The organism is Streptomyces sp. NPDC001415 (assembly GCF_053597395.1).
In genome coordinates this window covers 156,980-183,975 of sequence record NZ_JBSFIE010000016.1, presented here as the reverse complement: position 1 = coordinate 183,975, position 26,996 = coordinate 156,980, and the positions used below count along the sequence as shown (strand labels likewise).

Genomic DNA, 26,996 nt, shown 5'->3' with positions numbered 1-26,996 from the left:
CCCTAGTAGCTCCGCTACGAGGACCTTCCGGCGCCTTGCGATCGCACGCACCAGACGCCCCGGCCTGATCCGGACGGGGTTTAGACACAGGCTCTTAGATACAGGCTCTCAGTCGCCGGATTCGATTCGGGCGGGGGCCTCGAAGCCGTCGAGGTCGTTGAGATCGTCCTCGTCGACGATGTGCATGGCCGCCTCCTCGGCCGAGGAGGCGGCCCCGTCGATGCCGACGTCCCTGGCGAGCATCCGGGTCTCTTCGTCAGGGTGCGCGCCCTCGTCGGGGGCCACGAGCCGCCCGGCGCGGGCGCCGCCGACCTCGTTGTCGCGCGGCTCGCCGTCGGTGTCCCAGGTGTCGCCCATGCCGTCGCCGTCGGTGTCGGACACCTCCGGGACCTCGTCGGCCAGGCGCTGATCGAGGCTCTCGCCGTGCAGCCGCTCGGCCGCCGTCACCCCGGAGCGCTCCACGGCCCAGGGCCGTTCCGGCGGTGAATAGCCCACGTCGAGGGGATCGGCCGGACCGTCGTCCAGGGTGTCCTCGGCGCTCAGGATGCCCTCGTCGTCCTGCACCTCGGAGCCGTCGGGCTGATAGACGTCGTCCCCCCACGCCTCACTGTCGACCACGGCTACCTCCTGGGTTGCGACCAGTGGCTCGCACGCCGCTCGGTCGGATCCGGCAGCCGCCTCCAGTCTCGGCTCGCCCACCGTCCCGCCACCACCGCACGCGAGCCACCCGGGTGACCGCAGGGCCACTTTGAACGCGTTCAACTCTGACTGTTAGGGTCGTGCTCATATCGAGGGGGCGCGATGAGGATAGTGATTCCCGGCGGAACCGGGCAGGTCGGCGCGATCCTGGACCGGGCGCTGACCGCCGCGGGCCACGACGTCGTGATCCTGACGCGGCGGCCGCGCCGCGAGCGCGAGGTGGGCTGGGACGGCGAGACGCTCGGCGCGTGGGCCGAGGCCGTCGACGGCAGCGACGTCGTGATCAACCTGGCGGGCCGCAGCGTGAGCTGCCGCTACACCGAGGCCAACCTGCGAGCCATGATGGACTCGCGGGTGCGCTCCGCCCAGATCGTGGGCGAGGCGATCGCCGCCGCCGCGCGGCCCCCGAAGGTGTGGCTCCAGATGAGCACCGCGACCGTGTACGCCCACCGCTTCGACGCGGCCAACGACGAGGCGACCGGCCTGGTGGGCGGTGCCGAGCCGGACGTCCCCGACTACTGGGGGTTCAGTGTCGAGATCGCCAAGGCGTGGGAGGCGGCCCAGGAGCGGGCCCGGACGCCGGGCACCCGCAAGGTCGCCCTGCGCTCCGCGATGGTCATGAGCCCTGACCGCGAGGGCGTCTTCGACGTCCTCCTGAAGATGGCGCGGCTCGGCCTCGGCGGGCCGGTCGCGGGCGGTCGGCAGTACGTGTCCTGGATCCACGACCGCGACTTCGTGCGGGCGGTCGAGTTCCTCGTCGAGCGCGAGGACCTCAGCGGCCCCGTGAACCTGGTGGCCCCCGCCCCGCTTCCGCAGCGGGCCTTCATGCGCGCCCTGCGCGGCGCCTGGGGTGTCCCGGTGGGGCTGCCCGCCACGAAGTGGATGGCCGAGCTGGGCGCGTTCGCGCTGCGCTCGGACACGGAGTTGCTGTTGAAGAGCCGGCGGGTGGTGCCGGGGCGCCTTCTGGAGGCGGGGTTCACCTTCGAGCACGCGGAGTGGGCGGGGGCGGCCGCCGACCTGGTCCGGCGGGTGCGGGCCGGGCGCCGTGGCCCCAACTAGCCTGTCCTGACCGGCACTTGGCCGAGCCGCGCCCTGGTTTGTCCCGGCCGGCGCTTGGCAGGGCTTCCTCACGAACGCCACTGGGGTGGCTTCCCGAAGGAGATACTTGTATAGTACAACTCATAGGAGTTGTAAAAGCCAACCATTGGGTTCGCGGCCGTCCCGACCGCGGGTCCGATCAGAAGGGTCCTGTCATGTCCGGAGGCCACAAGGCCGGACGGGTCGCCGCGCCGGGCGACGCGCGTACGGCGCCGTCGAATCCCGCGCTGCGGCACGTCCTCACACATCTGATCACCCCGCTGCTGATGTGCCTCGGCATGGGACTCGCCTACCTGGGGGCGTTCGCCACCCCCGAGCCGCACCACCTGCCGGTCGCGGTCGTCGGGGCGGGCCCCGAGGCCAAGGTGTTCGCGCAGACGGTGAAGGACGAGGCGGGCGACAAGCTCGACGTCCGCACCGTCGCCGACCGAGCCACCGCCGTCGACCAGCTCAAGCACCGGGACATCACCGGCGCCTACGTCCTGAACGCGAAGGCGCCCGAGCTCATCGTCGCCTCGGCCGGCTCCGACATGAGCGCCACCGCGGTAACGAAGGTCTTCACCCCGGTGGCCACCGCCCAGGGCGTCCCCCTGAAGGTCACCGACGTCGTACCGCCGGACTCCGACGACCCGACAGGGTCGGGCATCTTCTTCCTGCTCATCGCCGTGAGCATCGGCAGTTACGCCTCCGTCGCGGCTCTCGGCGCCGCCGGGGCCGGGCTCTCCCTGAAGATGCGGGCGGCGCTGGTGACCGGGGTCTCCTTCGCGGTCTCGTTGATCGGCGCGGCCTTCGCGGGGCCGCTGTTCCACCTGGTCGACCACGGCCTGTGGGGCGTGTGGGCGATGTCCTGGCTGTACTCGGCGGGCATCCTCTTCCTCGGCGTCGGGCTCCACACCTTCCTCAAGCGCTGGACCACGCTCGCCGTGATGGTGCTCTTCGTGATGCTCAACTTCACGAGCTCCGGCGGCCTGTTCAGGCCCGAGCTGCAGAACGGCTTCTTCGGCGGCCTGCACGCCTTCTGGAACGGCGCGGGCCTCGTCGAGGGCATCCGCGACCTGGTCTACTTCGACGGCCACGGCCTCACCCGCAACGTGTGGGCGCTCGCCGCCTGGCTGGTCCTCGGCCTCGCCGTGATGGCGCTCGCGGGACTGGCCGAACGCCGCCGGGCAGGGGCCGCGGCGCCGGCCACGGTGGAGGTGGCGCCGCCCGCCGCAGTGGCAGCCGCCCGCGCCGAAGAGGCCTCAGGGGCCGAAGCGGAGGAAGAGGAGATCGAAGAGGCCGTCGGCGTCTGACGCCGCACCTCAGCATCCGGCACAGGCTCCCAGGGCGGCCCGAGACGATCGGGCCGCCCTCGGCGTCGGTCGCGGCACCCGTGCGCTGTTGGCAGGGTTGGGCTGACAGTGCGGGGAAGGCGACACCCTGGGAGGCACCGATGCCGGCAAAGCGCACGATGCGGGTCCGCCGCGTCTACGACCCGCCCGAGGACGGCGACGGGGTACGCGTCCTGGTGGACCGGCTGTGGCCCAGGGGCCTGTCCAAAGAGCGCGCGGCCGTCGACGAGTGGCCCAAGGAGCTCACCCCCTCGACGGAACTGCGCCGCTGGTACCACGAGGACCGCACGCGCTACGCCGAGTTCCAGGAGCGGTACGAGGCCGAACTGGCCGGGCCCGAACAGAGCGAGGCGCTCGACCGGCTGCGCGACCTGGCCAAGGGCCGCACCGTCACCCTGGTGACCGCCGCGAAGGACATCGACCACAGCCATGTGCCGACGCTGGTGGCAGTCCTGGAGCGGGGCCGCCCGTCCGGGTGAGTCCGGCGGGCGGGCGATCGTCATCCGGGCTAGGCAGGGGGCATGTCACCGATGTCCCGGGTGTCCCGGATGAGTGCGATCGACCGCCGCTGGTTCGAGCGGGTGGCCACCGCGAAGCTGGCCGGCGCCGAGCAGGTGCTGCCCCGTCTCAGTCACGCCGCCAACCACGGGCGGCTGTGGTTCGCCGCGGCGGCCGCGCTCACCGTGGTCGGCGGACCCACGGCCCGCCGCGCCGCCCGGCGCGGGATCGGCGCCCTGGCGCTGGCCTCGCTCACCACCAACACCGCCGCCAAGTACGCGACCCGGCGCAGGCGCCCCGTCATTGACGCGGTACCGCTCGTGCGGCGCCTGGCGAAGATCCCGAGCAGCACCTCGTTCCCCTCCGGGCACTCCGCCTCGGCCGCCGCCTTCGCGACCGGCGTGGCGCTGGAATCCACCCGGTACGGGGCGCTGGTCGCCCCCGTCGCTGCGGCCGTGGCGTTCTCCCGCGTCTACGTCGGCGTCCACTACCCCGGCGACGTGCTGGCGGGCTGCGCGCTCGGCATGGCCGCGGCCGCCGTCACCTGCTACTGGTGGCCTCCCCGGCCGCAGCCCGTACACCCCCTGCACACCCGCGCCGCGGCGCCCGCGCTGCAACGGGGCCAAGGCCTCGTCGTGGTCGTCAACGGCGGCTCCGGCAAAGGCGTTCCGGGCCGCCTGCCCGCGCCGGACCACCTGAGGCTGCTGCTGCCCGAGGCCGAGATCGTCGAACGCGGGCCGGGCGACGACCTGGGCGCGCTGCTGGATGAGGCCGTCGCCCGGGCGGGCGAACTCGCCGGAGTGCTCGGCGTGTGCGGCGGCGACGGCACCGTGAACGCGGCCTGCGAACGCGCCGCCCGCGCCGGGCTCGCCCTCGCGGTGTTCCCCGGCGGCACCCTCAACCACTTCGCCCTCGACGCCGGAGTCGCCGCCTTCGAGGACACCGCGTACGCCGTCGAACACGGCGAGGCGATCCGCGTCGACCTGGCCCGGGTGCGCGACGACACGGGCAACGGCGTCGCGGCCTTCCTCAACACGTTCAGCATCGGCCTCTACCCGGATCTGGTCCGGATGCGCGAAGGCATGGAGGACCGGATCGGCAAGTGGCCGGCCGCCGCCATCGCCCTCGTCCGGGTGCTGCGCACCGCCACCCCCGTACGCCTGCGCATCGACGGCTGCCCGCGGGAGCTGTGGCTGCTGTTCGCGGGCAACGGCCACTACCAGCCCGACGGGCTCGCCCCCTCGCACCGGCCCCGCCTCGACGAGGGCCTCCTGGACCTGCGCACCGTCGACGCCGAGGCACCGCTCGCCCGCACCCGCCTCGCCGTCTCCGCGCTCGCGGGCGCGCTGCGCCGCTCGCACGTCTACCGCGCCGAACGCGTGCGGTCGGTGCGGCTCACCGGTCTCGACGAGGTCAACACCCTCGCGTACGACGGGGAGACCGCGGCCGCGCCGGACGCCCTGCTCCTCGACAAGGCGGACCGGGCGCTCGTCGTCTACAGCCCCGCCGAACCCCAGGACGAGATCGCCCAGCGGGCCCGCACCGCGACAGCCGCGATCGCCGCCGGAGCCACCGCGACCGGAGCGAAGACGACCCCTTGAATCCATGCAACTGCCGTGCTGGACAAGGGAGTTCGTCGACTTCCGGGCCGGAGCTTCCAACTCCGGTGGCGCGGATTACGGGTGATGTGTTCCGCCGGGCGTCCGCCCGCACACCGGGTTCGCACGGCCGCTTGCGTTAGAGCGTGCTCCAACTCGTAGCGTCTGGGACATGAACAGCGCAGAGAACGCCAAGAACGCAGTGAACGCCCCGACCGCGGCGAACGCCCAGGGCACGGAGACCACCGACGAGCGGTTCGAGCGCGGGCTCGCCGTGCTGCGTATCGTCGGCGGCCAGGAGAACCCGGCCGTCCTGGACAGCCTGGCCGACATCGCACCCGACCTCGGCCGCATGACCGTCGCCTTCGGATACGGCGATGTCCTGTCCCGCCCCGGACTCACCCTGCGCCAGCGGCAGATCGCCACCGTCGGCGCGCTGGCCGCCATGGGCAACGCGGCCCCCCAGCTGCGCTTCCACATCGACGGCGCGCTCAACGTCGGGGTCAGCCCGGCCGAGGTGGTCGAGATCCTCATCCACACCGCCGTGTACGCGGGCTTCCCCGCCGCGCTCAACGGCATCGGCGCCGCCCGCGAGGTCTTCGAGGCCCGCCCCGACGTCGCCGCGACCCCGGTCGACACCGAGCCGCTGCCGGGCGACCGGTACGAGCGAGGGCTCGCCAAGCTCGCCGAGGTCGACGGGCACGCGGGTGACCAGGTCGTCGCCTCGATGCGGGACATCGCGCCCGATCTGATGCGCTACATCGTCGAGTTCGCCTTCGGGGACATCTACTCCCGCTCCGCGCTGGACCTCAAGTCGCGCGAACTGGCCAGCGTCGCCATGTGCACCGCCCTCGGCACGGCCGCGCCGCAACTGCGCGTCCACATCAACGGCCTGCTCAACGTGGGTGGCACCCGAGAGGAGGTCGTCGAGGTCATCACGCAGATGGCGGGCTACGCGGGCTTCCCCGCCGCGCTCAACGGCATCACCGCGGCGCGGGAGGTCTTCGAGGCGCGGGGCGCCTCCGGCGGTGCGGCGAAGGGGCAGGCCGGCTGAGAGCCTGTGTGCCAGGCGTCGCGGGCCCGGGCGGGGTTCAGTCACAGGCTGTGAGCGCCCCGCGCCCCTGGGGGCGCCACAGGGTGGCCGACGCAGCAGGTGCCGTGGTCGCCGACCCTGGATACGCTCGAATGCGGGCAGAAGTCGTACGCCCCGAGGAGGTCAAGGAACCCGAAGACCGACAGAACCGGCACCACGTTCCCGACCACCGCCCGCCCCGGACCGAATGCCGGAGGGTGTGCCTCCATGACGAGCCCGAGCCCGAGCCCCGCCGCGCGGCCCGCGATGAGTCCCGACGAGCGGGCGCGGCGCGGACGTGCCGCCCGCAAGCGGCTCTCCCGCTCCGCGCACGGTCGGTGGATCCCGGGCGCCGACCGGCCCGACCCGCTGGCCGTCCTCGCGGAACAGGCCCGGACGCGGGTGCCCGAGCTGGTGCCGATCCGGTACGGGCGGATGGCCCAGAGCGCGTTCCGCTTCCTGCGCGGGGCGCCCGCGGTGATGGCCGCCGACCTCGCCGCGCAGGAGAACACCGGCCTGACCGTCCAGCTCTGCGGCGACGCCCACCTGTTGAACTTCGGCGTGTTCGCCTCGCCCGAGCGGGCCCTTCTGTTCGACGTCAACGACTTCGACGAGACCTGCCCCGGCCCCTTCGAATGGGACGTCAAGCGGCTCGCCGCCAGCGCTGCCGTCGCCGCCCGTGAGAACGGGCACCCGGACGCCGACGTCCGCGGCTCGGCACTGGCCGCGGCGGAGGCGTACCGCCGAGGGGTGCGCAGGCTCGCCACCCGAGGCGAGCTCGACGTCTGGTACGAGCACATCGACACCCGGGACATCGTGCGCATGGTCCGCCGCACCGGCGGCCACAAGGCGGTCGAGGCGGGCCTGGCCAGGGCGCGCGGCCGCACCAGCCTGCGAGCCCTCGCCCTGCTCACCGAGATCCGCGAGGGGCGGCGCCGCATCATCGACGACCCGCCGCTGCTCGACCCGGTCGCCGCCCCCGACCTGGTGGCACTGCGGAAGGTCTTCAGCGACTACCGCTCGTCGCTCGCCGAGGAACGGCGCGTCCTGCTCGACCGGTACCGGTTCGTGGACGCGGCCCGCAAGGTCGTCGGGGTGGGCAGTGTCGGCACCCGCTGCTACATCGTGCTCCTGGAGGGCAGGGACGCGGCCGATCCGCTGTTCCTCCAGATCAAGGAGGCCGAGCGGTCGGTGCTCGAACCGTATCTGCCCGGCGTGGCCCACCCCCACCACGGACACCGGGTGGTCGCCGGGCAGCGCCTGATGCAGGCCGCCGGTGACATCTTCCTCGGCTGGATGACCGGCCCGCGGGGGCGGCACTTCTACTGGCGCCAGCTCCGCGACATGAAGGGCTCCGTCGACCTCGACGGGATGTCCCCGCAGGTCCTGGGCGCGTACGCGGGCCTGTGCGGGACCGCCCTGGCGCGCGCCCACGCGCGGTCCGGCGACCGCATCGCGATCGCCGCCTACCTCGGGGGCTCCGACGCCTTCGAGCGGGCCGTCGCCACGTTCGCGGTGCGCTACGCCCAGCAGAACGCCGCCGACCACGCCGCCCTGGTGGCGGCCGTGGCCGACGGCACGATCGAGGCTGTCACCGGCATCTGACCCGCCGGGCCAGAGCCTGTGTCTCGACCTCGCCCGGGCCCGGGCGCCGGCGTGAACCACAGCCGGAGGATCCCGTCGTCGATCGCCGATCGCCGATCACGCGATGGTCATGTCGCCTTCCTGGATGGGGAGTTGAGCCGGAAAGCCCCGGCGCCGGACGTCATTCGACCCCGTCGGCACCGAGGGTGCTACTCTGCAAGCAGCACGTGTGTACGCCCCTTCTTCGCGGCGTCCGTGCTCGTTTCCTCCCGGCGCCGCCTCCAGCGCGGCCCCCGCTGTTCCCCTCCCGGCCGCCGTACGGCCCGGACTTCTCCTGCGCCCCGTCGCGCGAAGGGACCCTCCTGTGCTCAGCACGCTCGAACACCCCCGAACCATCCACCACGACCACCCCATCGAGGCCCCGCTCGCCGGCGTCCTCGACCTCACCGGCGGGCAGGGCCGCATCCGGACCGCCGGCTGCACACCCGCCCCGGGCGACGTGAAAGTCCCGCCCGCCCTCATCCGCCAACTCGCCCTGCGCAGCGGCGACTTCATCGAATGCGAAGGCCCGAGGCCCGAGCATGTCGTACGGGTCAACGGCCGGCCCGTCGAAGCGCTGCGCCACCGGCCGCACTTCGCCGACCTCACCCCGCTGCACCCGCGTGAACGGCTGCGCCTCGAAACCCGGCCCGACCGGCTCGCCGGCCGCGTCGTCGACCTCGTCGCACCCGTCGGCAAGGGCCAGCGCGGCCTCATCGTGGCCCCGCCGAAGACCGGGAAGACCGTCCTGCTCAAGGAGTTGGCCCAGGCGATCGCCCACAACCACCCCGAGTGCCATCTGATGGTGGTCCTGGTCGACGAACGGCCCGAAGAGGTCACCGACATGCGGCGCTCGGTCCACGGTGAGGTGCTGGCCTCCACCTTCGACCGGCCGCCGAAGGAGCACATCGCGCTCGCGGAACTCGCCATCGAGCGCGCCAAGCGCCTGGTCGAGCAGGGCCGCGACGTCGTCGTGCTCCTCGACTCGCTCACCCGGCTGTGCCGCGCCCACAACAACGCCGCCGGACCCGGCGGACGCACCCTCAGCGGCGGGGTCGACGCGGCCGCGCTGCAGGGCCCCAAGCGGCTGTTCGGCGCCGCGCGGCTCACCGAGGAGGCCGGCTCCCTCACCATCCTCGCGACCGCCCTGGTGGAGACCGGATCGCGGGGCGACGACTACTTCTTCGAGGAGCTCAAGTCCACCGGCAACATGGAACTCCGGCTCGCCCGCACTCTCGCCGACAAGCGACTGTTCCCGGCCGTCGACGTCACCCCCTCCGGGACCCGACGCGAGGAACTCCTCCTGAACCAGGGCGAGTTGACCGCCGTACGCGCACTGCGCCGGGCGCTGCACCATCAGGACCCGCACGGCGCACTCGACGCGCTGCTCGACAAGCTCCGCCAGACACCCGACAACGCCGCCTTCCTGCGGCAGGTCCGGCTCACCGCCTGAAAGTGTCCGCACCCCGGGGCTCGGCCGCCGTCAGGAGCCGTCGCTCGTCGGGGATCTTCAGGGGAGCAGCTTGTCCAGGGCGGCCGGCCCCTCCGCGGCCAGCTTGCGCTCGGCCCAGGCCAGGTTCTGCGGGGTGACGTCCCGCCCGGACGCGAGCACCAGGTCCTCGGCGGTGACCTCGCCCCCGGATCCCGTGTGCAGCAGGGCATCGGGGGTCACGAGGTCGCGCTGCGGGCTGGAATCGGACTGCTCGTTCATGCCGCCTCCTACGTCTCTCCGGTAATGCACCATTCTCGCCCCCGCCTACCCGGACCGCATCCGGCCCACACGGCCCGCCCGCACCACGGCACGGAGACCGCCCCGGCCCCTCTGCGCCGCGATTCAGGGGCTCGCCCGGCTCGCGTGCCGCCACGAGCCGTACACCGTACGTTCAGGGCTCCCGGCCCAGTACGCCGCACGGCTCAGGGGGTCGCGTAGACCCGGCCCGCGTACGACGAGAAGGCCTCCGCGGTGAGCTTGCGCGCCAGGTCCGCCTCGGTGATCATCCCGACCGGCGTGCCGTCCTCGACCACCACGATCCGGCGGATCCGTGCCTCGCTCATCGCCCTGACCGCGAGGGCGGCGTCCGCGCCGGCGTCGACGGTGTGCACGCCGCCCTCCGCGAGGTCGCCCGCGGTCACCTTCGAGGCGTCCTTCCCCGCGGCCAGCGCCTTCACGACGATGTCCCGGTCGGTCACGATGCCCGCCAGCTCGCCGTCGCTGCCCTTGACCGGCAGCGCGCCGATCTCGTGGTCGCGCATCAACTGGGCGGCCCGGTCGAGGGTTTCGGATGCGGCGACGCAGCGTACGTCCGCCGTCATCAGGTCACGGGCAGTGGTGGTCACGGGGGCCTCCGGGTCAGGTGCGGAAGGTGTACGGAGTCGACGCACACGCCTCGGCCATGCTCACCGCACACCCCCGCCTCCGGCGACCGCTCGACGCCGATCGGGTGTCCGGGCCCCGGGGTCCGCCGGGCGGTGCGCGCAAGAGGGCGGCGGCTCCCCTTCCAGATTCTTGGAACACGTTCTACTGTGTGCGCCGCCGTACCGCGACCGTCCTGGAGGGGCCGTGCACCTCGAATACACGCCTGAGCAGCAGCAGTTGCGCACCGAGCTGCGGACCTACTTCGCCGGTCTCGTGCCGGACGACGTCCACGCCCGGTACGCCGACCCGGCCGCGCAGAAGCGGTTCTACCGCGAGACCGTGCGGCGGCTCGGCGGGGACGGCTGGCTGGGGGTGGGCTGGCCCGAGGAGTACGGAGGGCGCGGGCTGAGCCCGATGGAGCAGTTCATCTTCTTCGACGAGGCCGCCCAGGCCGGGGTCCCACTGCCGCTGATGGCACTGAACACGGTCGGCCCGACGATCATGCAGTTCGGCACCCAGGAGCAGAAGGCGTACTTCCTGCCGAAGATCCTCTCCGGCGAGATCGACTTCGCGATCGGCTACAGCGAGCCGGACGCGGGTACGGACCTCGCGGCCCTGAAGACGCGTGCGGTGCGCGAGGGCGACGCGGACACCGGCACCTACACAGTGAACGGGCAGAAGATCTGGACCACGAACGGGGACACGGCCGACTGGGTGTGGCTCGCCGTCCGCACCGACCCGGACGCCCCCGCGCACAAGGGCATCACCATGCTCCTCGTCCCGACCTCCGACCCCGGCTACAGCTGCACCCTGATCAACACGCTCGCCTCGCACGACACCACCGCCAGCTACTACGAGAACATCCGCGTTCCCGCGTCGCGCCGGGTCGGCGAGGAGAACAAGGGCTGGCGCCTGATCACCAACCAGCTGAACCACGAGCGGGTCACCCTCGCGGCGCACGGCACGATGGCGATCCGCGCCCTGCACGACGTCCAACGCTGGGCCGCCGACACCAAACTCGCCGACGGCCGCCGCGTCATCGACCTGGGCTGGGTGCGCAAGAACCTGGCCCGCACCCACACCCGCCTGGACGCGATGAAGCTGCTGAACTGGCAGATGGTCAACGCCGTCCAGGAAGGCACCCTCACCCCCCAGGACGCCTCGGCCGTCAAGGTGTACGGCTCGGAAGCCCGCAGGGACGCCTACGCCTCCCTCATGGAGATCGTCGCGGCGGCCGCCCCGATGAAGGAGGGCTCGTCGGGAACAGTCCTGCACGGCGAACTGGAACGCGGCTACCGCTCGGCGGTGATCTTCACGTTCGGGGGTGGGAACAACGAGATCCAGCGGGAGATCATCGCTTGGATCGGCCTGGGGATGCCCCGGGTGCGGCGGTAGCGCGACCCGTACCCCCGGGCCGAGGCACCGACTAACCTTCAGATGTGACAGGCACGCCCGGCCCTGAGCGCACACCCACCGGAGGTGGCGGATGGCGGACGCCGACCCGGGCTACTTCGGCCCCGAATCGGTCACATGGCAGCTGCACAGCGACCCCATGATGTGGGTCGCGGGGGTCCGGGCGCTCTACCTCCAGGCGCTGCACCCGCGCGCCGTGCGCGGGGTCATGCAGAACTCCGACTTCCGCAGGGACGCCTGGGGACGGCTGATGCGCACCGCCAACTTCGTCGGGACGCTCTCGTACGGCACGAAGGAGGCGGCCGAGCAGGCCGGCGCCCGGGTGCGGCGCATCCACGCCCTGCTCAAGGCGGACGATCCCGGGACGGGGGAGCGGTTCGGGATCGACGACCCCGAGCTGCTCCTGTGGGTGCACTGCGCCGAGATCGACAGCTATCTCGGGGTCGTGCGGCGCTCGGGGTTCCGGCTGAGTGACGCCCAGGCCGACCGGTACGTCGGCGAACACCGGGTGGACGCCCGCCTGGTGGGCCTCGACCCGGCGGGCGTGCCCGGCACCGTGGCCGATCTTGCCGCCTACTTCGACTCCGTACGGCCCGAGCTCGCGGTCACCGCCGACGCGCGGGACGTCGACGACTTTCTGCGGCGGCCGCCCGTCCATCCGCTCCTGATTCCGGCGCGCGAGCTGGTGTGGCGGCGCGTGGCCCGCCTCGCCTACGCCTCCCTGCCCCCGTACGCCCAGGAGCTCTACGGGCGGCCCGCCCCCGCCGAGCGCACCGTGAACCGCCGACTCACGATCACCGGAACGGCCCTGCGCCGCATCCCCGCGACCGTGCGCTGGCAGCTTCCGCCCCGGCACATCCTCAAGGCGGTGGCCCGGCTCGGACCCGACTCCCGGCCCGCCCCGTACAAACTCCGCAGACAGGCCGCCATACTGGACGGGCCGGGGAGGGCGCATGGTCAGTGACGGGGGCGGCGGCATCGGATGGCGGACACCAGACTGATCCACGGCCGCTACCGGCTGCTCGACCTGATCGGGCGCGGCGGCATGGGAGAGGTGTGGCGCGCCCGCGACGAATCGCTGGAGCGGCACGTCGCGGTGAAACTGCTCAGACCGCTGGCGCCGGGCCACGAGGAGTCGTTCACGCGGGTGCTCCGCGAGCGCTTCCGGCGCGAGGGCCGGGTCGCCGCCGCGCTCCAGCACCGCGGCGTCACCGTCGTCCACGACTTCGGGGAGTACGAGGGCGGGCTCTACCTCGTCATGGAACTGCTCGAAGGCCGCAACCTGAGCCAGCTCCTGGACGACAACAAGCAGCATCCGCTGCCGGTGCCGGACGTCGTGGACATCGGCGAACAGGTCGCGGCGGCCCTCGCCTACACGCATCAACAGGGCATCGTCCACCGGGACTTGAAGCCCGCCAACATCATGCGGCTCGACGACGGCACCGTGAAGATCTGCGACTTCGGCATCGCCCGGCTCGGCGCCGACATCGGCGTCACCAGCCGCCTCACCGGCACCGGCATCGCCATGGGCACCCCGCACTACATGTCGCCCGAACAGATCGGCGGCGTCGAGGTCGACCACCGCAGCGACCTCTACTCGCTGGGCTGCGTGCTCTACGAGCTGTGCACCGGCGCGCCGCCGTTCGACCTGGACGACGCCTGGGCGGTGCTCGTCGGCCACCGGGACACCCCGCCCCGGCCGCCCCGCGAGCACCGCGCCGAACTGCCCGAGTTCCTCGAACGGGCCGTGCTCGATCTGCTGGCGAAGGAACCCGGTCAACGCCCCGAAGACGCAAGGGAGTTGGGGCGCATGCTGGCCGCGGGCCGAGGTGCGCCGCGTCCCCTCGCCGACCCCGTACCGCTGCCCCCGCGCCACGCGCCCCGGCTCCCCTCCTGGACCAGGGGCATGACCACCGGCCACAAGGCGACCCGCACGTTCACCCCGGCCATGGCGCCCGACCCCACCGCGGGCCTCACCGGCGAATGGACCACCCCGCACGCCCCCACCCCGCAGGACGCGGACCGGCCGACCCCGCCGCCGGAAGTCCTCGCCGACCTGAACGAGCGCCACGAAGCGGCGCTCAAGACAGGTCGCCTCGGCCGGTGGGCGGAGGCGGCCGAGGCCCACCGGGCGGTCGCCGCCGAACGCGCCCACGTCCTCGGCCCCGACCACCCCGACACGCTCTCCAGCCACTACGAAGCGGGCTTCGCGCTCACCCGGACGGGCCGCGCGGCCGACGCGCTGCGCGAGCTCGGCAAGGCCACCGGCGGCAGAGCCCGCTCGCTCCGGCCCGACCACCCCGGCACCCTGGACGCGCGCCAGGAGACCGCGTACGTCCTCGGCCGGCTCGGCCGCCACTTCGAGGCGCACCAGCTGTACGCGACGGTCCTCGCGGCCCGCGAGCGCACCCAGGGTCCCGACGCCCCGGACACCCTGCGCTGCCGGCACGACCTCGCCGTCGTCCTCGGCCGGCTCGGCCGCCTGGAGGACTCCCGCACCATGGCCCAGGACGTGGTCGCCGCCCGGACCCGGGTGCTCGGCGCTGGGCACCCCGAAACGCTGGCCACGCAGTACGAAGTGGCCTACGTGCTCGGCCTGTTGGGGCGCTGGATCGAGGCGCTGGCCATCTGCCGCGAGGTCGCCCGGGGGCGGGCCGCGGCGCTCGGCTCCGACCATGCGGACACCCTCGCCGCCCGCTACGAGATCGGCGTCGGCCTCGGCCGGCTCGGCCGCAGCCCAGAGGCCCTGGAGCTGTACCGCGACCTCGTCGAGGACCGGCTGCGGGTCAGCGGCCCCGAGGACCCGGAGACGCTGCGCGCCCGGCACGGCCTCGGTGTCAACCTCGGGCGGCTCGCGCGCTGGGAGGAGGCCCTCCAGGAGGCGCGCGAGGTGTGCGCCCTGCGCGAGCGGGTGCACGGCCCCGACCACCCCGACACCCTGATCAGCCGCCGCGAGATCGCCGTGGGCCTCGGCTGGCTGGGCCGCTGGCCCGAGGCGCTGGCCGTCTACCGCCACATCGCCGAGTCCCGCGAGCGGGTCCTGGGTGCGGCCCACCCGGACGCACTGGCCGCCCGCAACGACGAGGCCCAGTGCCTGGAACAGCTCGGCCGGGGGCCGGAGGCGGTGGAGCTGTACCGCAAGGTGGCGGCCCTGCGGCAGCGCGGCGGCAGCGGGCACTGAGAGCCTGTGTCTGAACCCCGCCCGGAGCAAGCCGCCGTTCGGACCCGCGCACCGAGGCCGGCGGCCGTCCCGTCCGGCCCGGGACGGGTTCCCCCGGCGATCATCCCGTGTTACCAAGAGGCATGCCCGCACGCACCGCGTTCGCCCGTGACCTGTACGACGCCGTCATCGTCGGAGGCGGCCACAACGGCCTGGTCGCCGCCGCCTACCTCGCCCGCGCCGGCAAGTCCGTCCTCGTCCTCGAACGGCTCGGCCACACCGGCGGCGCCGCCGTCTCGACCCGCCCCTTCGCGGGCGTGGACGCCCGGCTCTCGCGCTACTCCTACCTGGTCTCGCTGCTGCCCAAGAAGATCGTCGACGATCTCGGGCTCGACTTCACGGTCCGCAAGCGCACGGTGTCCTCCTACACGCCGACCGTGCGCGACGGGCGCCCCGGCGGCCTCCTGGTCGGCGGCGGCCAAGACCGTACCGCCGCCTCCTTCCGCCGACTGACCGGATCCGACGCCGAGTTCAGAGCCTGGCAGGCCTTCTACGAGACCACCCGCCAGGTCGCCGAACGGGTCTTCCCCACCCTCACCGAGCCCCTGCCCACCGCGGCCGCGCTGCGGGAGCGGGTCGCGGACGACGCGGCGTGGCGGATGCTCTTCGAGGAGCCCATCGGCGTCGCCGTGGAGGACCGCTTCACCGACGACCTCGTCCGCGGTGTCGTCCTCACCGACGCCCTCATCGGCACGTTCGCCGACGCCCACGACCCCTCGCTCGCCCAGAACCGCTGCTTCCTCTACCACGTGATCGGCCAGGGCACCGGCGACTGGGACGTACCCGTCGGCGGCATGGGCGCACTCACCGACGCCCTCGCCGAGGCCGCGCGGGCGGCCGGTGCGGAGATCGCCACCGGGCACGAGGCGACCGCGATCCGTACCGACGGCACCGAGGCCGAGGTCTCGTACGCCACGAGCGAGGCAGCCGGCACGGTGGCCGCCCGCCACGTCCTGGTGAACGCCTCGCCGCAGGCCCTGGCCGAGCTCGTCGGCGACACCCCGCCCGAGCGCGCCGAGGGCGCCCAGCTGAAGGTCAACATGCTGCTCAAGCGGCTGCCCCGGCTCCGGGACACCTCCGTCGACCCCCGCGAGGCCTTCGCCGGAACCTTCCACATCGCCGAGGGATACGGCCAGTTGGCGACCGCGTACGCCGAGGCCGCGCGCGGGGAGCTGCCGTCCGCCCCGCCCTCGGAGATCTACTGCCACTCGCTGACCGACCCCTCGATCCTCGGCCCCGAACTCGCGTCCCGGGGCTACCAGACCCTCACCCTGTTCGGCCTGCACACCCCGGCCCGTCTGTTCGCCGGCGACAACGACAAGGCGCGCGAGCAACTGCTCGCCGCGACCCTCGCTCAGCTGGACGCCCACCTCGACGAACCGCTCGGGGACTGCCTGGCCCCGGACGCGGACGGCCGCCCCTGCATCGAGGCGAAGACCCCCCTCGACCTGGAACGCGACCTGCGGCTGCCCGGCGGCAACATCTTCCACCGCCCCCTCGCCTTCCCCTACGCCGACGATTCCACGGGCCGCTGGGGCGTCGAAACCGGCCTCGCGAACGTATGGCTGTGCGGGGCGGGCGCCGTACGCGGCGGCGGCGTGAGCGGCATCCCGGGCCACAACGCGGCGATGGCGGTGCTGGGCCGCTGATCTTCTCAACCCCCCTGTCCATCAGGTCAGTCGGGAGACTTCTCCCAACCCGCCGCCTCGATCCTGGCGGCGTCGTCCCCCCGCGCCTCGTCGAAGAGCACCCGCCGCTCCTCGGCGACCCGCAGCCCGTCGACGTACACGCCTCGGCCGACGTACAGCGGGCCCGTCGTGTACCGCCAGCGCAGCCGCACCGGCCGGCCGCGCCAGGCCGCCAGGTCCGCCGTCGCCTCGTGCCAGACCCGCCCTGACCACCCCGTCACCGACCCGGCCGGGTGCTCCACGGCCCCTTCTCCCGGGCGTACGGTCGTGAACGGCACGGGCCGCCATGCGGACCCCGAGTCCGCCGAGGCCTCCAGGGCGACGACCCCCACGCCCGGCTCGGTGTCCCACCACAGGGAACAGCTGAGCCGGGTGCGGTCGGAGGCGACGGACAGCTCGGGCAAGGTGAGCGTGGCGCTCGTCCCGCGCGCCATGCCCGCGAACCAGGACGTCCCGCCGTGCGCGGGACGGACCGCGACGGCTCGCGCCAGCGCGTTGCCCGCCGCCACGCGCGGCGCGGACCCGGAGCGCCAAGTGCGCACCGGATGAACGGAGTTGGCGAGCAGCACGAGAAACGTGTCGGTGCTCGGGTCGATGACGATGCTGGTGCCGGTGAACCCGGTGTGCCCCGCGCTGCGCGGTGTCGCCATCGCGCCCATGTACCAGTGCTGGTAGAGCTCGAACCCGAGCCCGTGCTCATGGCCGGGGAAGGCCGTGTTGAAGTCCCTGAACAGCAGGTCCACGGAGGCGGGGGTCAGGATCCGGGTCCGGCCGTAGGCGCCGCCGTTCAGCAGCGTACGGGCGAGGATCGCGAGGTCCCAGGCGCGGGAGAAGACCCCGGCGTGGCCCGCGACGCCGCCGAGGCAGTACGCGTTCTCGTCGTGGACCCCGCCCCACACCAGGCCCCGGTCGATCCCCGACCACGGCTTGCGGGCGTCCTCGGTCGCCGCGATCCCCGGCTTCCAGGAGGCGGGCGGGTTGTAGCGAGTGCGGTGCATCCCGAGTGGAGCAGTGATCTCGTCGTGGAGCAGTGCATCCAGCGGGCGTTCGGTGATCTTCTCCAGGACCAGTTGGAGGGAGATCAGATTGAGGTCGGAGTAGAGGTAGGTGCTGCCGGGCGGGCTCGCCGGGGGCTCGTTCCAGATGAGCTTCAGCTTCTCCTCGTACGTCGGCGCCCCGTACAGCGGCATCCAGGACCGGAACCCCGAGGTGTGGGTGAGCAACTGCCGTACGGTGACGGCCTGTTTGCCCGCTGCCCCGAACTCGGGCAGGTACGAGGCGACCGTGCGGTCGAGGCCCAGCGCGCCGCGCTCGATCTGCTGGACGGCGAGCAGTGAGGTGAACAGCTTGGAGAGCGAGGCGAGGTCGTACACCGTGTCCTCGGCCGCCGCGATCCGCCGCTCCCGCGGGAACTCCACGGCCCGGTCGCGCTTCTCGTCGTACGCCGCGTAGCGCACCGCGCTGCCGATGGGGTGGTGCAGCGCCACCGTGCCGCCGCGTCCCGCGAGCAGCACGGCGCCCGCGTACCAGGGGTGCTCGGGGGAGGGGCCGAGGAACTTCTCCGCGTCCGCGACGAGGCGGTCCAGGTGCTCGGGCAGCAGCCCGGCCTGCTGGGCGGACCCACGCCGCAGCGTCCGGCCGCGCCCTGCCGCGATCGCCTCCCCGCCCGGCGACGAGCCCACCACCAGCGCACCTCCCAGAGCCATGGCCGCACCGGCCAGCCGTCGCCTGCTGACGCCCCGGACTTCCTCGGCCACTGCCGCACCCTTTCCTGCGCGCCTTTCCGAGGCGCCTTCCCGACGCGGTTCACGACGCCGGCTCCACGCGGGTTCCACGCCGTTTCCGACATGGCGAAAGTATCTTTCGTGATCACGCCAGACACCGGAAACTTTCTTCCGTCGACCTGCCCGTGTCAATGAGGCGGCGAGTCGTGACAGCACACGGCAAAGAATCTGACGCAGCATCAGAAAATCTCTTCCCTCGTCGCCCCGGCTGCGGCATCCTGCGCCCCATGCAGACGGAGCTGAGCAAGAAACTGGGAGTCGAGCACGCCGTCTTCGGCTTCACGCCGTTCCCGGCGGTGGCCGCGGCCATCACCCGGGCCGGCGGATTCGGTGTGCTCGGCGCGGTCCGCTACACGGCGCCCGACGACCTCGCGCGCGACCTCGACTGGATGCAGGAGCACACCGACGGGCTGCCGTACGGGCTCGACGTGGTGATGCCCGCCAAGAAGGTCGAGGGGGTCGGCGAGGCGGAGGTCGAGGCCATGATCCCCGAGGGGCACCGGCAGTTCGTGCGGGACACCCTCGCCAAACACGGGGTGCCCGAACTCGCCGAGGGCGAGGCGTCCGGCTGGCGCATCACCGGCTGGATGGAGCAGGTGGCCCGGGGCCAGCTCGACGTCGCCTTCGACTACCCGATCAAGCTTCTTGCCAACGCGCTCGGTTCACCACCCGCCGACGTGGTCCGGCGCGCCCACGACAACGGCGTGCTCGTCGCCGCGCTCGCGGGCAGCGCGCGGCACGCCCGTCACCACGCGGACGCGGGCATCGACATCGTCGTGGCCCAGGGCTACGAGGCCGGCGGGCACACCGGGGAGATCGCCACCATGGTGCTCGTGCCCGAAGTCGTCGACGCCGTCGGTCCGTTGCCGGTCCTGGCGGCCGGGGGCATCGGCAGCGGCGAGCAGATCGCCGCGGGGCTCGCGCTCGGCGCCCAGGGCGTGTGGCTCGGCTCGCTCTGGCTCACCACCACCGAGGCCGAACTCCACTCCCGCGCGCTCACCCGCAAGCTCCTCGCGGCCGGCTCCGGCGACACCGTCCGCTCCCGCGCGCTCACCGGAAAGCCCGCCCGTCAGCTCCGTACCGAATGGACCGACGCCTGGGACGACCCGGCCGGACCCGGCACCCTGCCCATGCCGCTCCAGGGCCTGCTGGTCGCCGAGGCCGTGTCCCGCATCCAGAAGTACGAGGTGGAGCCGCTGCTCGGCACCCCAGTCGGCCAGATCGTCGGGAAGATGACCGCCGAACGCAGCGTCCAGGAAACCTTCGACGAGCTCACGCGCGGCTTCGAGCGTGCCATCGACCGCATCAACCGCATCGCCGGGAGGGACGCCCGATGAACCAGCCGCCCAACGGCTTCTGGGCCCAGGCAGCCGCCGACCCCGACCGTCCGGTCCTCGTCGCCCCGGACGGCGAACAGTGGACGGCGGGCCGCCTGCACGGCGCCGTCAACCAACTCGTGCACGGCCTGCGGGCCGCGGGCCTGGAGCGCGGCGACGCCTTCGCGGTGGTGCTGCCCAACGGAGTCGAGTTCTTCACGGCCTATCTCGCCGCCTCCCAGGCCGGCTTCTACCTCGTGCCCGTCAACCACCATCTGGTCGGCCCGGAGATCGCCTGGATCGTCTCCGACTCGGGCGCCAAGGTCCTCATCGCGCACGAGCGGTTCGCCGACGCGGCCACCGCCGCCGCCGACGAGGCGAAGCTGCCCGCATCCCACCGCTACGCCGTCGGCACGATCGCGGGCTTCTCGCCGTACGCCCAACTCCTGGACGGGCAGCCGGAGTCGGCGCCGTCGGACCGCACGCTCGGCTGGGTCATGAACTACACCTCCGGCACCACCGGACGCCCACGCGGCATCCGGCGCCCGCTGCCCGGAAAGCCGCCGGAGGAGACGTACCTCGGCGGATTCCTCGCCATCTTCGGCATCAAGCCGTTCGACGACAACGTCCACCTGGTGTGCTCGCCGCTCTACCACACGGCGGTCCTCCAATTCGCGGGCGCCTCCCTGCACATCGGGCACCGCGTCGTCCTCATGGACAAGTGGACGCCCGAGGACATGCTGCGCCTCATCGACGAACACGCCTGCACCCACACCCACATGGTGCCGACCCAGTTCCACCGGCTGCTCTCGCTGCCCGACGAGGTGAAGGCGCGGTACGACGTCTCCTCGATGCGGCACGCCATCCACGGCGCCGCGCCCTGCCCCGACCACGCCAAACGCGCCATGATCGACTGGTGGGGGAGCTGCGTCGAGGAGTACTACGCGGCCAGCGAGGGCGGCGGTGCCTTCGCGACCGCCGAGGACTGGCTGAAGAGGCCCGGCACGGTCGGAAAGGCCTGGCCCATCAGCGAGCTGGCGGTCTTCGACGACGACCAAGTCCGCCTTCCCGCAGGCGAGTTGGGCACCGTCTACATGAAGATGTCGACCGGCGGCTTCAGCTACCACAAGGACGAGAGCAAGACGCGGAAGAACCGCATCGGCGACTTCTTCACCGTCGGCGACCTCGGCTACCTCGACGAGGACGGCTACCTCTTCCTCCGCGACCGCAAGATCGACATGATCATCTCGGGCGGTGTCAACATCTACCCGGCCGAGATCGAGGCCGCGCTGCTGACCCACCCGGCCGTCGCGGACGCCGCGGCCTTCGGCATCCCGCACGCCGACTGGGGCGAGGAGGTGAAGGCCGTCGTCGAAGTGGCCGAGGGACACGAGGCGGGCGACGCCCTCGCCACCGAGATACTCGCCCACTGCGCAGGCCGGTTGGCCGGATACAAGCGCCCCAGGACCGTCGACTTCATCGAGACGATGCCGCGCGACCCGAACGGCAAGCTCTACAAGCGGCGGCTGCGCGAACCGTACTGGGAAGGCCACTGAGCGCTCCGCGGGAAGTGGAGTGTTTCATCCGCGGGCCGATGGGGCTGGGCGCGCAGTTCCCCGCGCGCGATGTGACCCGGCGGACACCTGCCCGGGCCCGCTGGCGCCCCGGCACGCCGTCGAGTTGAATGACGCGGCAGCCGCCGGGGCACGAGCCGACGGCACCGTACGGGGAGGTGGCACACGTCATGACGGAACACGCCGAGGAGTTCGAGGACCACCGGCAGGTGCTGCTCGGGCTCGCCTACCGGCTGCTCGGCTCCGTGTGGGACGCCGAGGACGTCGTCCAGGACGCCTATCTGCGCTGGAGCCGGGTCGACCGGGCCGAGGTCAGGGACGCGCGCGGCTTCCTCATCACCGTCGTATCGCGGCTCGCCATCGATCAGCTTCGCTCGGCGCGGGTGACCCGCGAGGCGTACGTCGGGCCGTGGCTGCCCGAGCCCGTCGCCACCGACGCGCTCGGCCCGCTGGACACGGCCGAGCTGCGCGACACCGTCGCCTACGCCACCGTCCACCTCATGGAACGTCTCTCGCCGCCGGAGCGCGCCGTGTTCGTACTGCGCGAGGCCTTCCAACTGCCGTACGAGGAGATCGCGTCCATCGTCGACGCGAGCGTCGCCAACTGCCGCCAGATGTTCAGCAGGGCCGGCCGTCACCTGGCCGCCGGCCGCGACCGCTTCCCGCTGTCCGACGACGAACACGCCAAGCTGCTCAGCCGCTTCCTCGAAGCGGCCGCGGGCGGCGACCTGAGCGCGCTCGCCGACCTGCTCGCCGAGGACGTCGTGGCCTGGAGCGACGGCGGCGGCAAGGTCAGGGCCGCGCTGCGCCCCGTCATGGGCCGCAAGAAGGTGCTCGCCTTCATCACCGGCCTGCTCAACCGGTACGAGCTGGAGAGCTTCGAGGTCATCGACATCAACGGCGGCCCGGCCCTGTCCATCACCGCGGCCGGCCAGCGCCAGATCGGCCTGGTCGCCTTCCGCGACGGGCTCATCGACGCCATCTACACCATCCGCAACCCCGACAAGCTCACCCACCTGCCGTCCTAGGGACACGCCGTTCGGCGGGGAAAGCCGGCCACGTCTTGACCCCGCCGGACGGGCCACCCAGGATCCAGCCATGGAAGAGGTACGCAGCAGCACCGTCGACGGCATCGTGCGCCGCAGCGCCCGCCGCACTCCCGACCGCACCGCCGTCCGGTACGCGGACCGCGCCTGGAGCTATGCCGAACTGGACGCGGCCGTCTCCACCGCGGCCGCCTTCCTCACCTCCCAAGGGCTGGACAAGGGCGACCGGGTCGCCACCTACGGCCACAACTCGGACGCGTACCTCATCGCGTTCCTCGCCTGCGCCCGAGCCGGGTACATCCATGTGCCGGTCAACCAGCACCTCACCGGCGAGGACCTGGCGTACATCCTGGAACAGTCCGGCGCCGCCCTCGTGCTCGCCGACCCCGCGCTCGCCGACCGGGTGCCCGACGGCCTCCCGGTGCTTGCCCTGCGCGACGGCGAGGGCTCGCTCCTCGCGGCCCTGGCCGAGCCGCTCCCGTACGAGCCCAACGACGGGCAGCGCGACGTGGTCCAGCTGCTCTACACCTCGGGCACCACAGCGCTCCCCAAGGGCGCGATGATGACCCACCGTGCCCTCGTCCACGAGTACGTCTCCGCCATCACGGCGCTCGACCTGCGCGGGAGCGACCGGCCCGTGCACTCGCTGCCGCTCTACCACTCGGCGCAGATGCACGTCTTCCTGCTGCCCTATCTCGCGGTGGGCGCGGAGAACACCATCCTGGACGCGCCGGACGCGGTACGGATCTTCGACCTGGTGGAGGCGGGCCGCGCCGACTCGCTGTTCGCGCCGCCCACGGTGTGGATCGGCCTCGCGGGCCATCCCGAGTTCGCCACACGCGATCTGAGCGGGCTGCGCAAGGCGTACTACGGTGCCTCGATCATGCCGGTGCCGGTCCTGGAGCGGCTGCGCGAGCGGCTGCCGGGGCTCGCGTTCTACAACTGCTTCGGGCAGAGCGAGATCGGCCCGCTCGCCACCGTGCTCGGTCCCGAGGAGCACGAGGGGCGGATGGACTCGTGCGGGCGGCCCGTCCTTTTCGTCGAGGCGAGGGTGGTCGACGAGAACGGCAAGGAGGTGCCCGACGGAACGGCGGGCGAAGTGGTCTACCGCTCCCCGCAGTTGTGCGAGGGCTACTGGGACAAGCCCGCCGAGACCGAGGACGCCTTCCGCGACGGCTGGTTCCACTCCGGCGACCTCGCGGTGCGCGACGGCGAGGGCTACTTCACCGTCGTCGACCGGGTCAAGGACGTCATCAACTCCGGAGGCGTACTGATCGCCTCGCGCCAGGTCGAGGACGCGCTGTACACCCACCCGGCGGTCGCCGAGGCCGCCGTCGTGGGCCTGCCCGACGAGCGCTGGATCGAGGCGGTCACGGCTTTCGTCGTACGGCGCGACGAGGTGACCGAGGTCCAACTCATCGACCACGCACGGGAGTTGCTCGCCCACTTCAAGGCCCCCAAGCGGATCCTGTTCGTGGACGAGCTGCCGCGGAACGCGAGCGGGAAGATCCTGAAGCGGGAGCTCCGCGACCGGTTCGCGTGACATCCCGTCGCCGGGGCGCATCGGGGTCAGAGCCTGTGTCTCCACCCCGCCCGGGTCCGCGGCGCCTGGCACGCAAGGGCTCTCAGGCGCGCCCCGGCCGCAGATCCACGATCCTCTTGAACTTGCCCACCGAGCGCTCGATGGTCTCGGGATCGACGATCTCCACCTCCACGGAGACACCGATCCCGTCCTTGACCGCCGCGACGATCGAGCGCGCCGCGGCCTCGCGCCGCTCCGGCGGTGTGTCCGCCCGGGCCTCCACCCGCACCGTCAGCGCGTCGAGCCGGCCCTCACGGGTCAGCCGCAGCTGGAAGTGCGGGGCGAGGCCGGGCGTGGCCAGCACGATCTCCTCGATCTGGGTGGGGAAGAGGTTCACCCCGCGCAGGATGACCAGGTCGTCACTGCGCCCGGTCACCTTCTCCATCCGGCGGAAGACCCGGGCCGTGCCGGGCAGCAGCCGCGTCAGGTCCCGCGTCCGGTAACGGATCACCGGCATGGCTTCTTTGGTCAGCGAGGTGAAGACGAGCTCGCCCCGCTCCCCGTCCGGCAGGACCTCGCCGGTCAGCGGGTCCACGATCTCCGGGTAGAAGTGGTCCTCCCAAATGTGGAGCCCGTCCTTGGTCTCCACGCACTCGGCCGCGACACCCGGGCCCATCACCTCCGAGAGCCCGTAGATGTCCACCGCGTCGATCGCGAACCGCTCCTCGATCTCGCGGCGCATCTCCTCCGTCCACGGCTCGGCCCCGAAGATGCCGACCTTGAGCGAGGTGCCGCGGGGGTCGACGCCCTGGCGCTCGAACTCGTCGAGCAGCGTCAGCATGTAGGACGGGGTCACCATGATGATCTCGGGCCGGAAGTCCTGGATGAGCTGGACCTGACGGGCCGTCATGCCGCCGGAGGCGGGAATCACCGTACAGCCGAGCCGCTCGGCACCGTAGTGCGCGCCGAGGCCCCCGGTGAACAGGCCGTATCCGTACGCCACATGGACCTTGTGGCCGGGCCGCCCGCCCGCCGCGCGGATCGAGCGGGCCACCACGTCCGCCCAGGTGTCCAGGTCCCGCTGGGTGTAGCCGACGACGGTCGGGCGGCCCGTCGTACCGCTGGAGGCGTGGATGCGGCGGATGTCGGTCTCGGGGACCGCGAACATCGCGAACGGGTAGTGGTCGCGCAGATCGGACTTGGCGGTGAACGGGAAACGGGCGAGGTCCGCGAGCGAGTGGCAGTCCTCCGGGTGGACGCCGGCCTTGTCGAAGGCCTCCCGGTAGAACCCGACGTTGTCGTACGCATGGCGCAGTGAGGCGCGCAGCCGGTCGAGCTGCAGGGCTTCGAGCTCCGGCCGGTTCAGCCGCTCCGCCTCGTCCAGCTCCGCTGCCATGGGTGCGCTCCCGTCCTCGCTCCGCCCCGGATGGGGCGACGAAATCGGACGACCGATCATTCGGTCGCTCTTCTCGGATCAGTAATTCAGCCACCCGAGGGGTGCGTCAAGGGCTGTGGACAACTCGACGGGCGGCCGTTCGCGCTGTCGGGTCGCGCTGTCGGCGAAACCCATTGCCATGATCGTCGAGCCCCTGTGAGGATCGGCCGCATGCCGACCTTCACCAGCCACGACGGAACCGAGCTCGCCTACCGGCTCACCGGTCAGGGCCCGTCCCTCGTCTGCCTCCCGGGTGGACCGATGGGCGCCGCCTCCTACCTCGGTGACCTGGGCGGCCTCTCCACGCACCGCCGGTTGGTGCTGCTGGATCCACGGGGGACGGGGGACTCGGCGATACCCGAGGACCCGGCGTCGTACCGCTGCGACCGTCAGGTGGCCGATGTCGAGGCACTGCGCGTACACCTCGGCCTCGACCGGATCGATCTGCTCGGCCACTCGGCCTCCGGCAACCTTGCACTGCTGTACGCGGCCCGCCACCCGGACCGCGTCGGCTCGCTCACCCTGGTCGCGCCCGGCATCCGCGCCGTGGGCATCGACGTGACCGAGGACGACTGGCGTGCGGCCGTCGCCCTGCGCACGGGCGAACCTTGGTACGCGGAGGGCTGCGCGGCCTTCGAGCGGACGTGGGCGGGGGAGGCGGCCTGGGACGAGGTGCGGGACGCCATCACGCCGTTCGCGTACGGGCGTTGGGACGCGACGGCCCAGCGGCACGAGGCCGTCACCCGGACCGCGAGGAACCGGGGTGCGGCGGACGCCTACTACGCGGACGGCGCTTTCGACCCGGCGGCCACCACCGCGGCGCTCGCGGGGCTGACCGCGCCTGTGCTGGTCCTCGCCGGCGAGTACGACGGCGGGCCGACGCCCGCCCGCGCCGCCGAGCTGGCCGGGCTCTTCCCGAACGCCGAGCTCGTCGTCCAGCGCGGCGCCGGACACTACCCGTGGGTCGACGACGCCGGTGCCTTCACCCGTACCGTCGCCGCCTTCCTCGACCCGGACGTGCGCACGGTCACCGTCGGCGGCGTCCGGCTCGCCCACCGTGTCCGGGGCGCCGAGTCCGCGCCGCCCGTGGTCCTCGTGCACGGCCGGGGCGGCGACAGCCGTGACTGGGCCGAGATCGCCGGGCGACTCGCGGCCACCCGCCGGGTGTACGCCGTCGACCTGCGGGGCCACGGCCTGAGCGACTGGCCGGGCGACTACTCCTTCGAGGCGTTCCGCGACGATCTGCGGGGCTTTCTGACGGCGCTCGGCCTCGTCGGCGCCGACGTGGTCGGGCACTCGATGGGCGGCGCGGCCGCAGCCCTGCTCGCCGAGGACGAGCCGGGTCTGATCGGCCGCCTCGTCCTGGAGGAGAGCCCGCCGTTCTTTCCCCTGGACCCGCCGCGCGGGCACGTCGAACGCCCCGAAGGGCGGCTCGGCTTCGACTGGCCCGTCGTCCCGGCCACCAACGCCCAGCTGAACGACCCCGATCCGTCCTGGCGCGGCCGGTTCGCCGCCATCTCGGTGCCCACGCTCGTCGTCGCGGGCGGCCCGGCAAGCGAGATCGACCAGAAGAAGCTGGCCTGGATGGCCTCGCGGATACCGGACGCCCGACTCGTCACCATCGAAGCGGGCCACCTGGTGCACAACGATCGCCCCGCCGAATTCCTGGACGCGCTCGGCGAGTTCGGCATCGCGTGAGCGGAGCGACACGCAGTCTCCGCCG

At 72.6% G+C, this 26,996-nt stretch carries 21 protein-coding genes; 16 read left to right on the top strand and 5 right to left on the bottom strand.

The annotated features are described in order from the left end of the window. Positions 1-108: 108 nt before the first annotated feature. Positions 109-618, bottom strand: a complete 510-nt coding sequence (locus ACWC2B_RS22530; RefSeq protein ID WP_450719246.1) for a DUF5709 domain-containing protein — start codon at positions 616-618, stop codon at positions 109-111. Positions 619-801: 183 nt separating this feature from the next. Here ACWC2B_RS22530 and ACWC2B_RS22525 point away from each other — a divergent pair, with 183 nt between their 5' ends. The 7 genes from ACWC2B_RS22525 to rho all read left to right on the top strand — a co-directional run bounded on the left by ACWC2B_RS22525 (position 802) and on the right by rho (position 9,372). Beyond that, positions 802-1,758 (top strand): TIGR01777 family oxidoreductase, encoded by a 957-nt coding sequence (locus ACWC2B_RS22525; protein WP_450719244.1) that lies wholly within the window; start codon positions 802-804, stop codon positions 1,756-1,758. Between the two features lie 194 nt (positions 1,759-1,952). Further along, entirely contained in the window at positions 1,953-3,089 is a 1,137-nt protein-coding gene (locus ACWC2B_RS22520; protein WP_450719242.1) for a hypothetical protein, read from the top strand. Between the two features lie 140 nt (positions 3,090-3,229). Beyond that, complete coding sequence (locus tag ACWC2B_RS22515) at positions 3,230-3,607, top strand: DUF488 domain-containing protein (protein WP_450719240.1); 378 nt, start codon at positions 3,230-3,232, stop codon at positions 3,605-3,607. 69 nt (positions 3,608-3,676) lie between these two features. Next, positions 3,677-5,227: a phosphatase PAP2 family protein gene (locus ACWC2B_RS22510; RefSeq protein ID WP_450719238.1), complete on the top strand. Its 1,551-nt coding sequence runs from the start codon at positions 3,677-3,679 to the stop codon at positions 5,225-5,227. 169 nt (positions 5,228-5,396) lie between these two features. After that, entirely contained in the window at positions 5,397-6,278 is an 882-nt protein-coding gene (locus tag ACWC2B_RS22505) for a carboxymuconolactone decarboxylase family protein (RefSeq protein ID WP_450719236.1), read from the top strand. 246 nt (positions 6,279-6,524) lie between these two features. Then, positions 6,525-7,901: a DUF2252 domain-containing protein gene (locus ACWC2B_RS22500; protein ID WP_450719234.1), complete on the top strand. Its 1,377-nt coding sequence runs from the start codon at positions 6,525-6,527 to the stop codon at positions 7,899-7,901. Between the two features lie 343 nt (positions 7,902-8,244). After that, a complete protein-coding gene (rho, locus tag ACWC2B_RS22495; protein WP_450719232.1) occupies positions 8,245-9,372 on the top strand; it encodes a transcription termination factor Rho in 1,128 nt (375 codons plus the stop codon). Positions 9,373-9,429: 57 nt separating this feature from the next. Here the strand turns inward: rho and ACWC2B_RS22490 are convergent, their stop codons facing one another. Together ACWC2B_RS22490 and ACWC2B_RS22485 are read right to left on the bottom strand one after the other, a co-directional pair. Then, complete coding sequence (locus ACWC2B_RS22490; RefSeq protein WP_450719230.1) at positions 9,430-9,630, bottom strand: hypothetical protein; 201 nt, start codon at positions 9,628-9,630, stop codon at positions 9,430-9,432. 203 nt (positions 9,631-9,833) lie between these two features. Continuing rightward, on the bottom strand, positions 9,834-10,232 hold the full coding sequence (locus ACWC2B_RS22485) for a CBS domain-containing protein (protein WP_450719266.1): 399 nt from the start codon (positions 10,230-10,232) through the stop codon (positions 9,834-9,836). 247 nt (positions 10,233-10,479) lie between these two features. On the opposite strand from ACWC2B_RS22485, the gene ACWC2B_RS22480 reads away from it, so the two are divergent. The 4 genes from ACWC2B_RS22480 to ACWC2B_RS22465 all read left to right on the top strand — a co-directional run bounded on the left by ACWC2B_RS22480 (position 10,480) and on the right by ACWC2B_RS22465 (position 16,557). Beyond that, positions 10,480-11,670, top strand: coding sequence for an acyl-CoA dehydrogenase family protein (locus ACWC2B_RS22480; protein WP_450719228.1), 1,191 nt, complete (start codon positions 10,480-10,482; stop codon positions 11,668-11,670). A gap of 91 nt (positions 11,671-11,761) precedes the next feature. Continuing rightward, a complete protein-coding gene (locus ACWC2B_RS22475; RefSeq protein WP_450719226.1) occupies positions 11,762-12,652 on the top strand; it encodes an oxygenase MpaB family protein in 891 nt (296 codons plus the stop codon). Between the two features lie 18 nt (positions 12,653-12,670). Further along, a complete protein-coding gene (locus ACWC2B_RS22470) occupies positions 12,671-14,869 on the top strand; it encodes a tetratricopeptide repeat protein (protein ID WP_450719224.1) in 2,199 nt (732 codons plus the stop codon). Between the two features lie 122 nt (positions 14,870-14,991). Next, the gene (locus ACWC2B_RS22465; RefSeq protein WP_450719222.1) at positions 14,992-16,557 is read left to right on the top strand and encodes a phytoene desaturase family protein; all 1,566 of its coding nucleotides are present in this window, start codon (positions 14,992-14,994) and stop codon (positions 16,555-16,557) included. A 26-nt stretch (positions 16,558-16,583) separates the two neighbouring features. Here ACWC2B_RS22465 and ACWC2B_RS22460 read toward each other — a convergent pair whose 3' ends face one another. After that, a complete protein-coding gene (locus tag ACWC2B_RS22460) occupies positions 16,584-18,302 on the bottom strand; it encodes a serine hydrolase (RefSeq protein ID WP_450719264.1) in 1,719 nt (572 codons plus the stop codon). 305 nt (positions 18,303-18,607) lie between these two features. Between ACWC2B_RS22460 and ACWC2B_RS22455 the strand changes: the two genes are divergently transcribed. From ACWC2B_RS22455 to ACWC2B_RS22440, 4 genes are all read left to right on the top strand, one after another. Further along, a complete protein-coding gene (locus ACWC2B_RS22455; protein WP_450719220.1) occupies positions 18,608-19,717 on the top strand; it encodes an NAD(P)H-dependent flavin oxidoreductase in 1,110 nt (369 codons plus the stop codon). Continuing rightward, positions 19,714-21,252 carry an acyl-CoA synthetase gene (locus ACWC2B_RS22450; RefSeq protein ID WP_450719218.1) on the top strand — a complete coding sequence of 513 codons (1,539 nt, stop codon included), beginning with the start codon at positions 19,714-19,716 and terminating at the stop codon, positions 21,250-21,252. Before ACWC2B_RS22455 ends, ACWC2B_RS22450 begins: the two co-directional genes overlap by 4 nt. 188 nt (positions 21,253-21,440) lie before the next feature. After that, on the top strand, positions 21,441-22,298 hold the full coding sequence (locus ACWC2B_RS22445; protein ID WP_450719216.1) for an RNA polymerase sigma-70 factor: 858 nt from the start codon (positions 21,441-21,443) through the stop codon (positions 22,296-22,298). Positions 22,299-22,368: 70 nt separating this feature from the next. Continuing rightward, positions 22,369-23,859 carry an acyl-CoA synthetase gene (locus ACWC2B_RS22440; protein ID WP_450719214.1) on the top strand — a complete coding sequence of 497 codons (1,491 nt, stop codon included), beginning with the start codon at positions 22,369-22,371 and terminating at the stop codon, positions 23,857-23,859. A gap of 82 nt (positions 23,860-23,941) precedes the next feature. Here ACWC2B_RS22440 and paaK read toward each other — a convergent pair whose 3' ends face one another. After that, positions 23,942-25,234, bottom strand: a complete 1,293-nt coding sequence (gene paaK, locus ACWC2B_RS22435; protein WP_450719212.1) for a phenylacetate--CoA ligase PaaK — start codon at positions 25,232-25,234, stop codon at positions 23,942-23,944. Positions 25,235-25,444: 210 nt separating this feature from the next. On the opposite strand from paaK, the gene ACWC2B_RS22430 reads away from it, so the two are divergent. Continuing rightward, positions 25,445-26,971 (top strand): alpha/beta fold hydrolase, encoded by a 1,527-nt coding sequence (locus ACWC2B_RS22430; RefSeq protein ID WP_450719210.1) that lies wholly within the window; start codon positions 25,445-25,447, stop codon positions 26,969-26,971. Positions 26,972-26,996 lie beyond the last annotated feature (25 nt).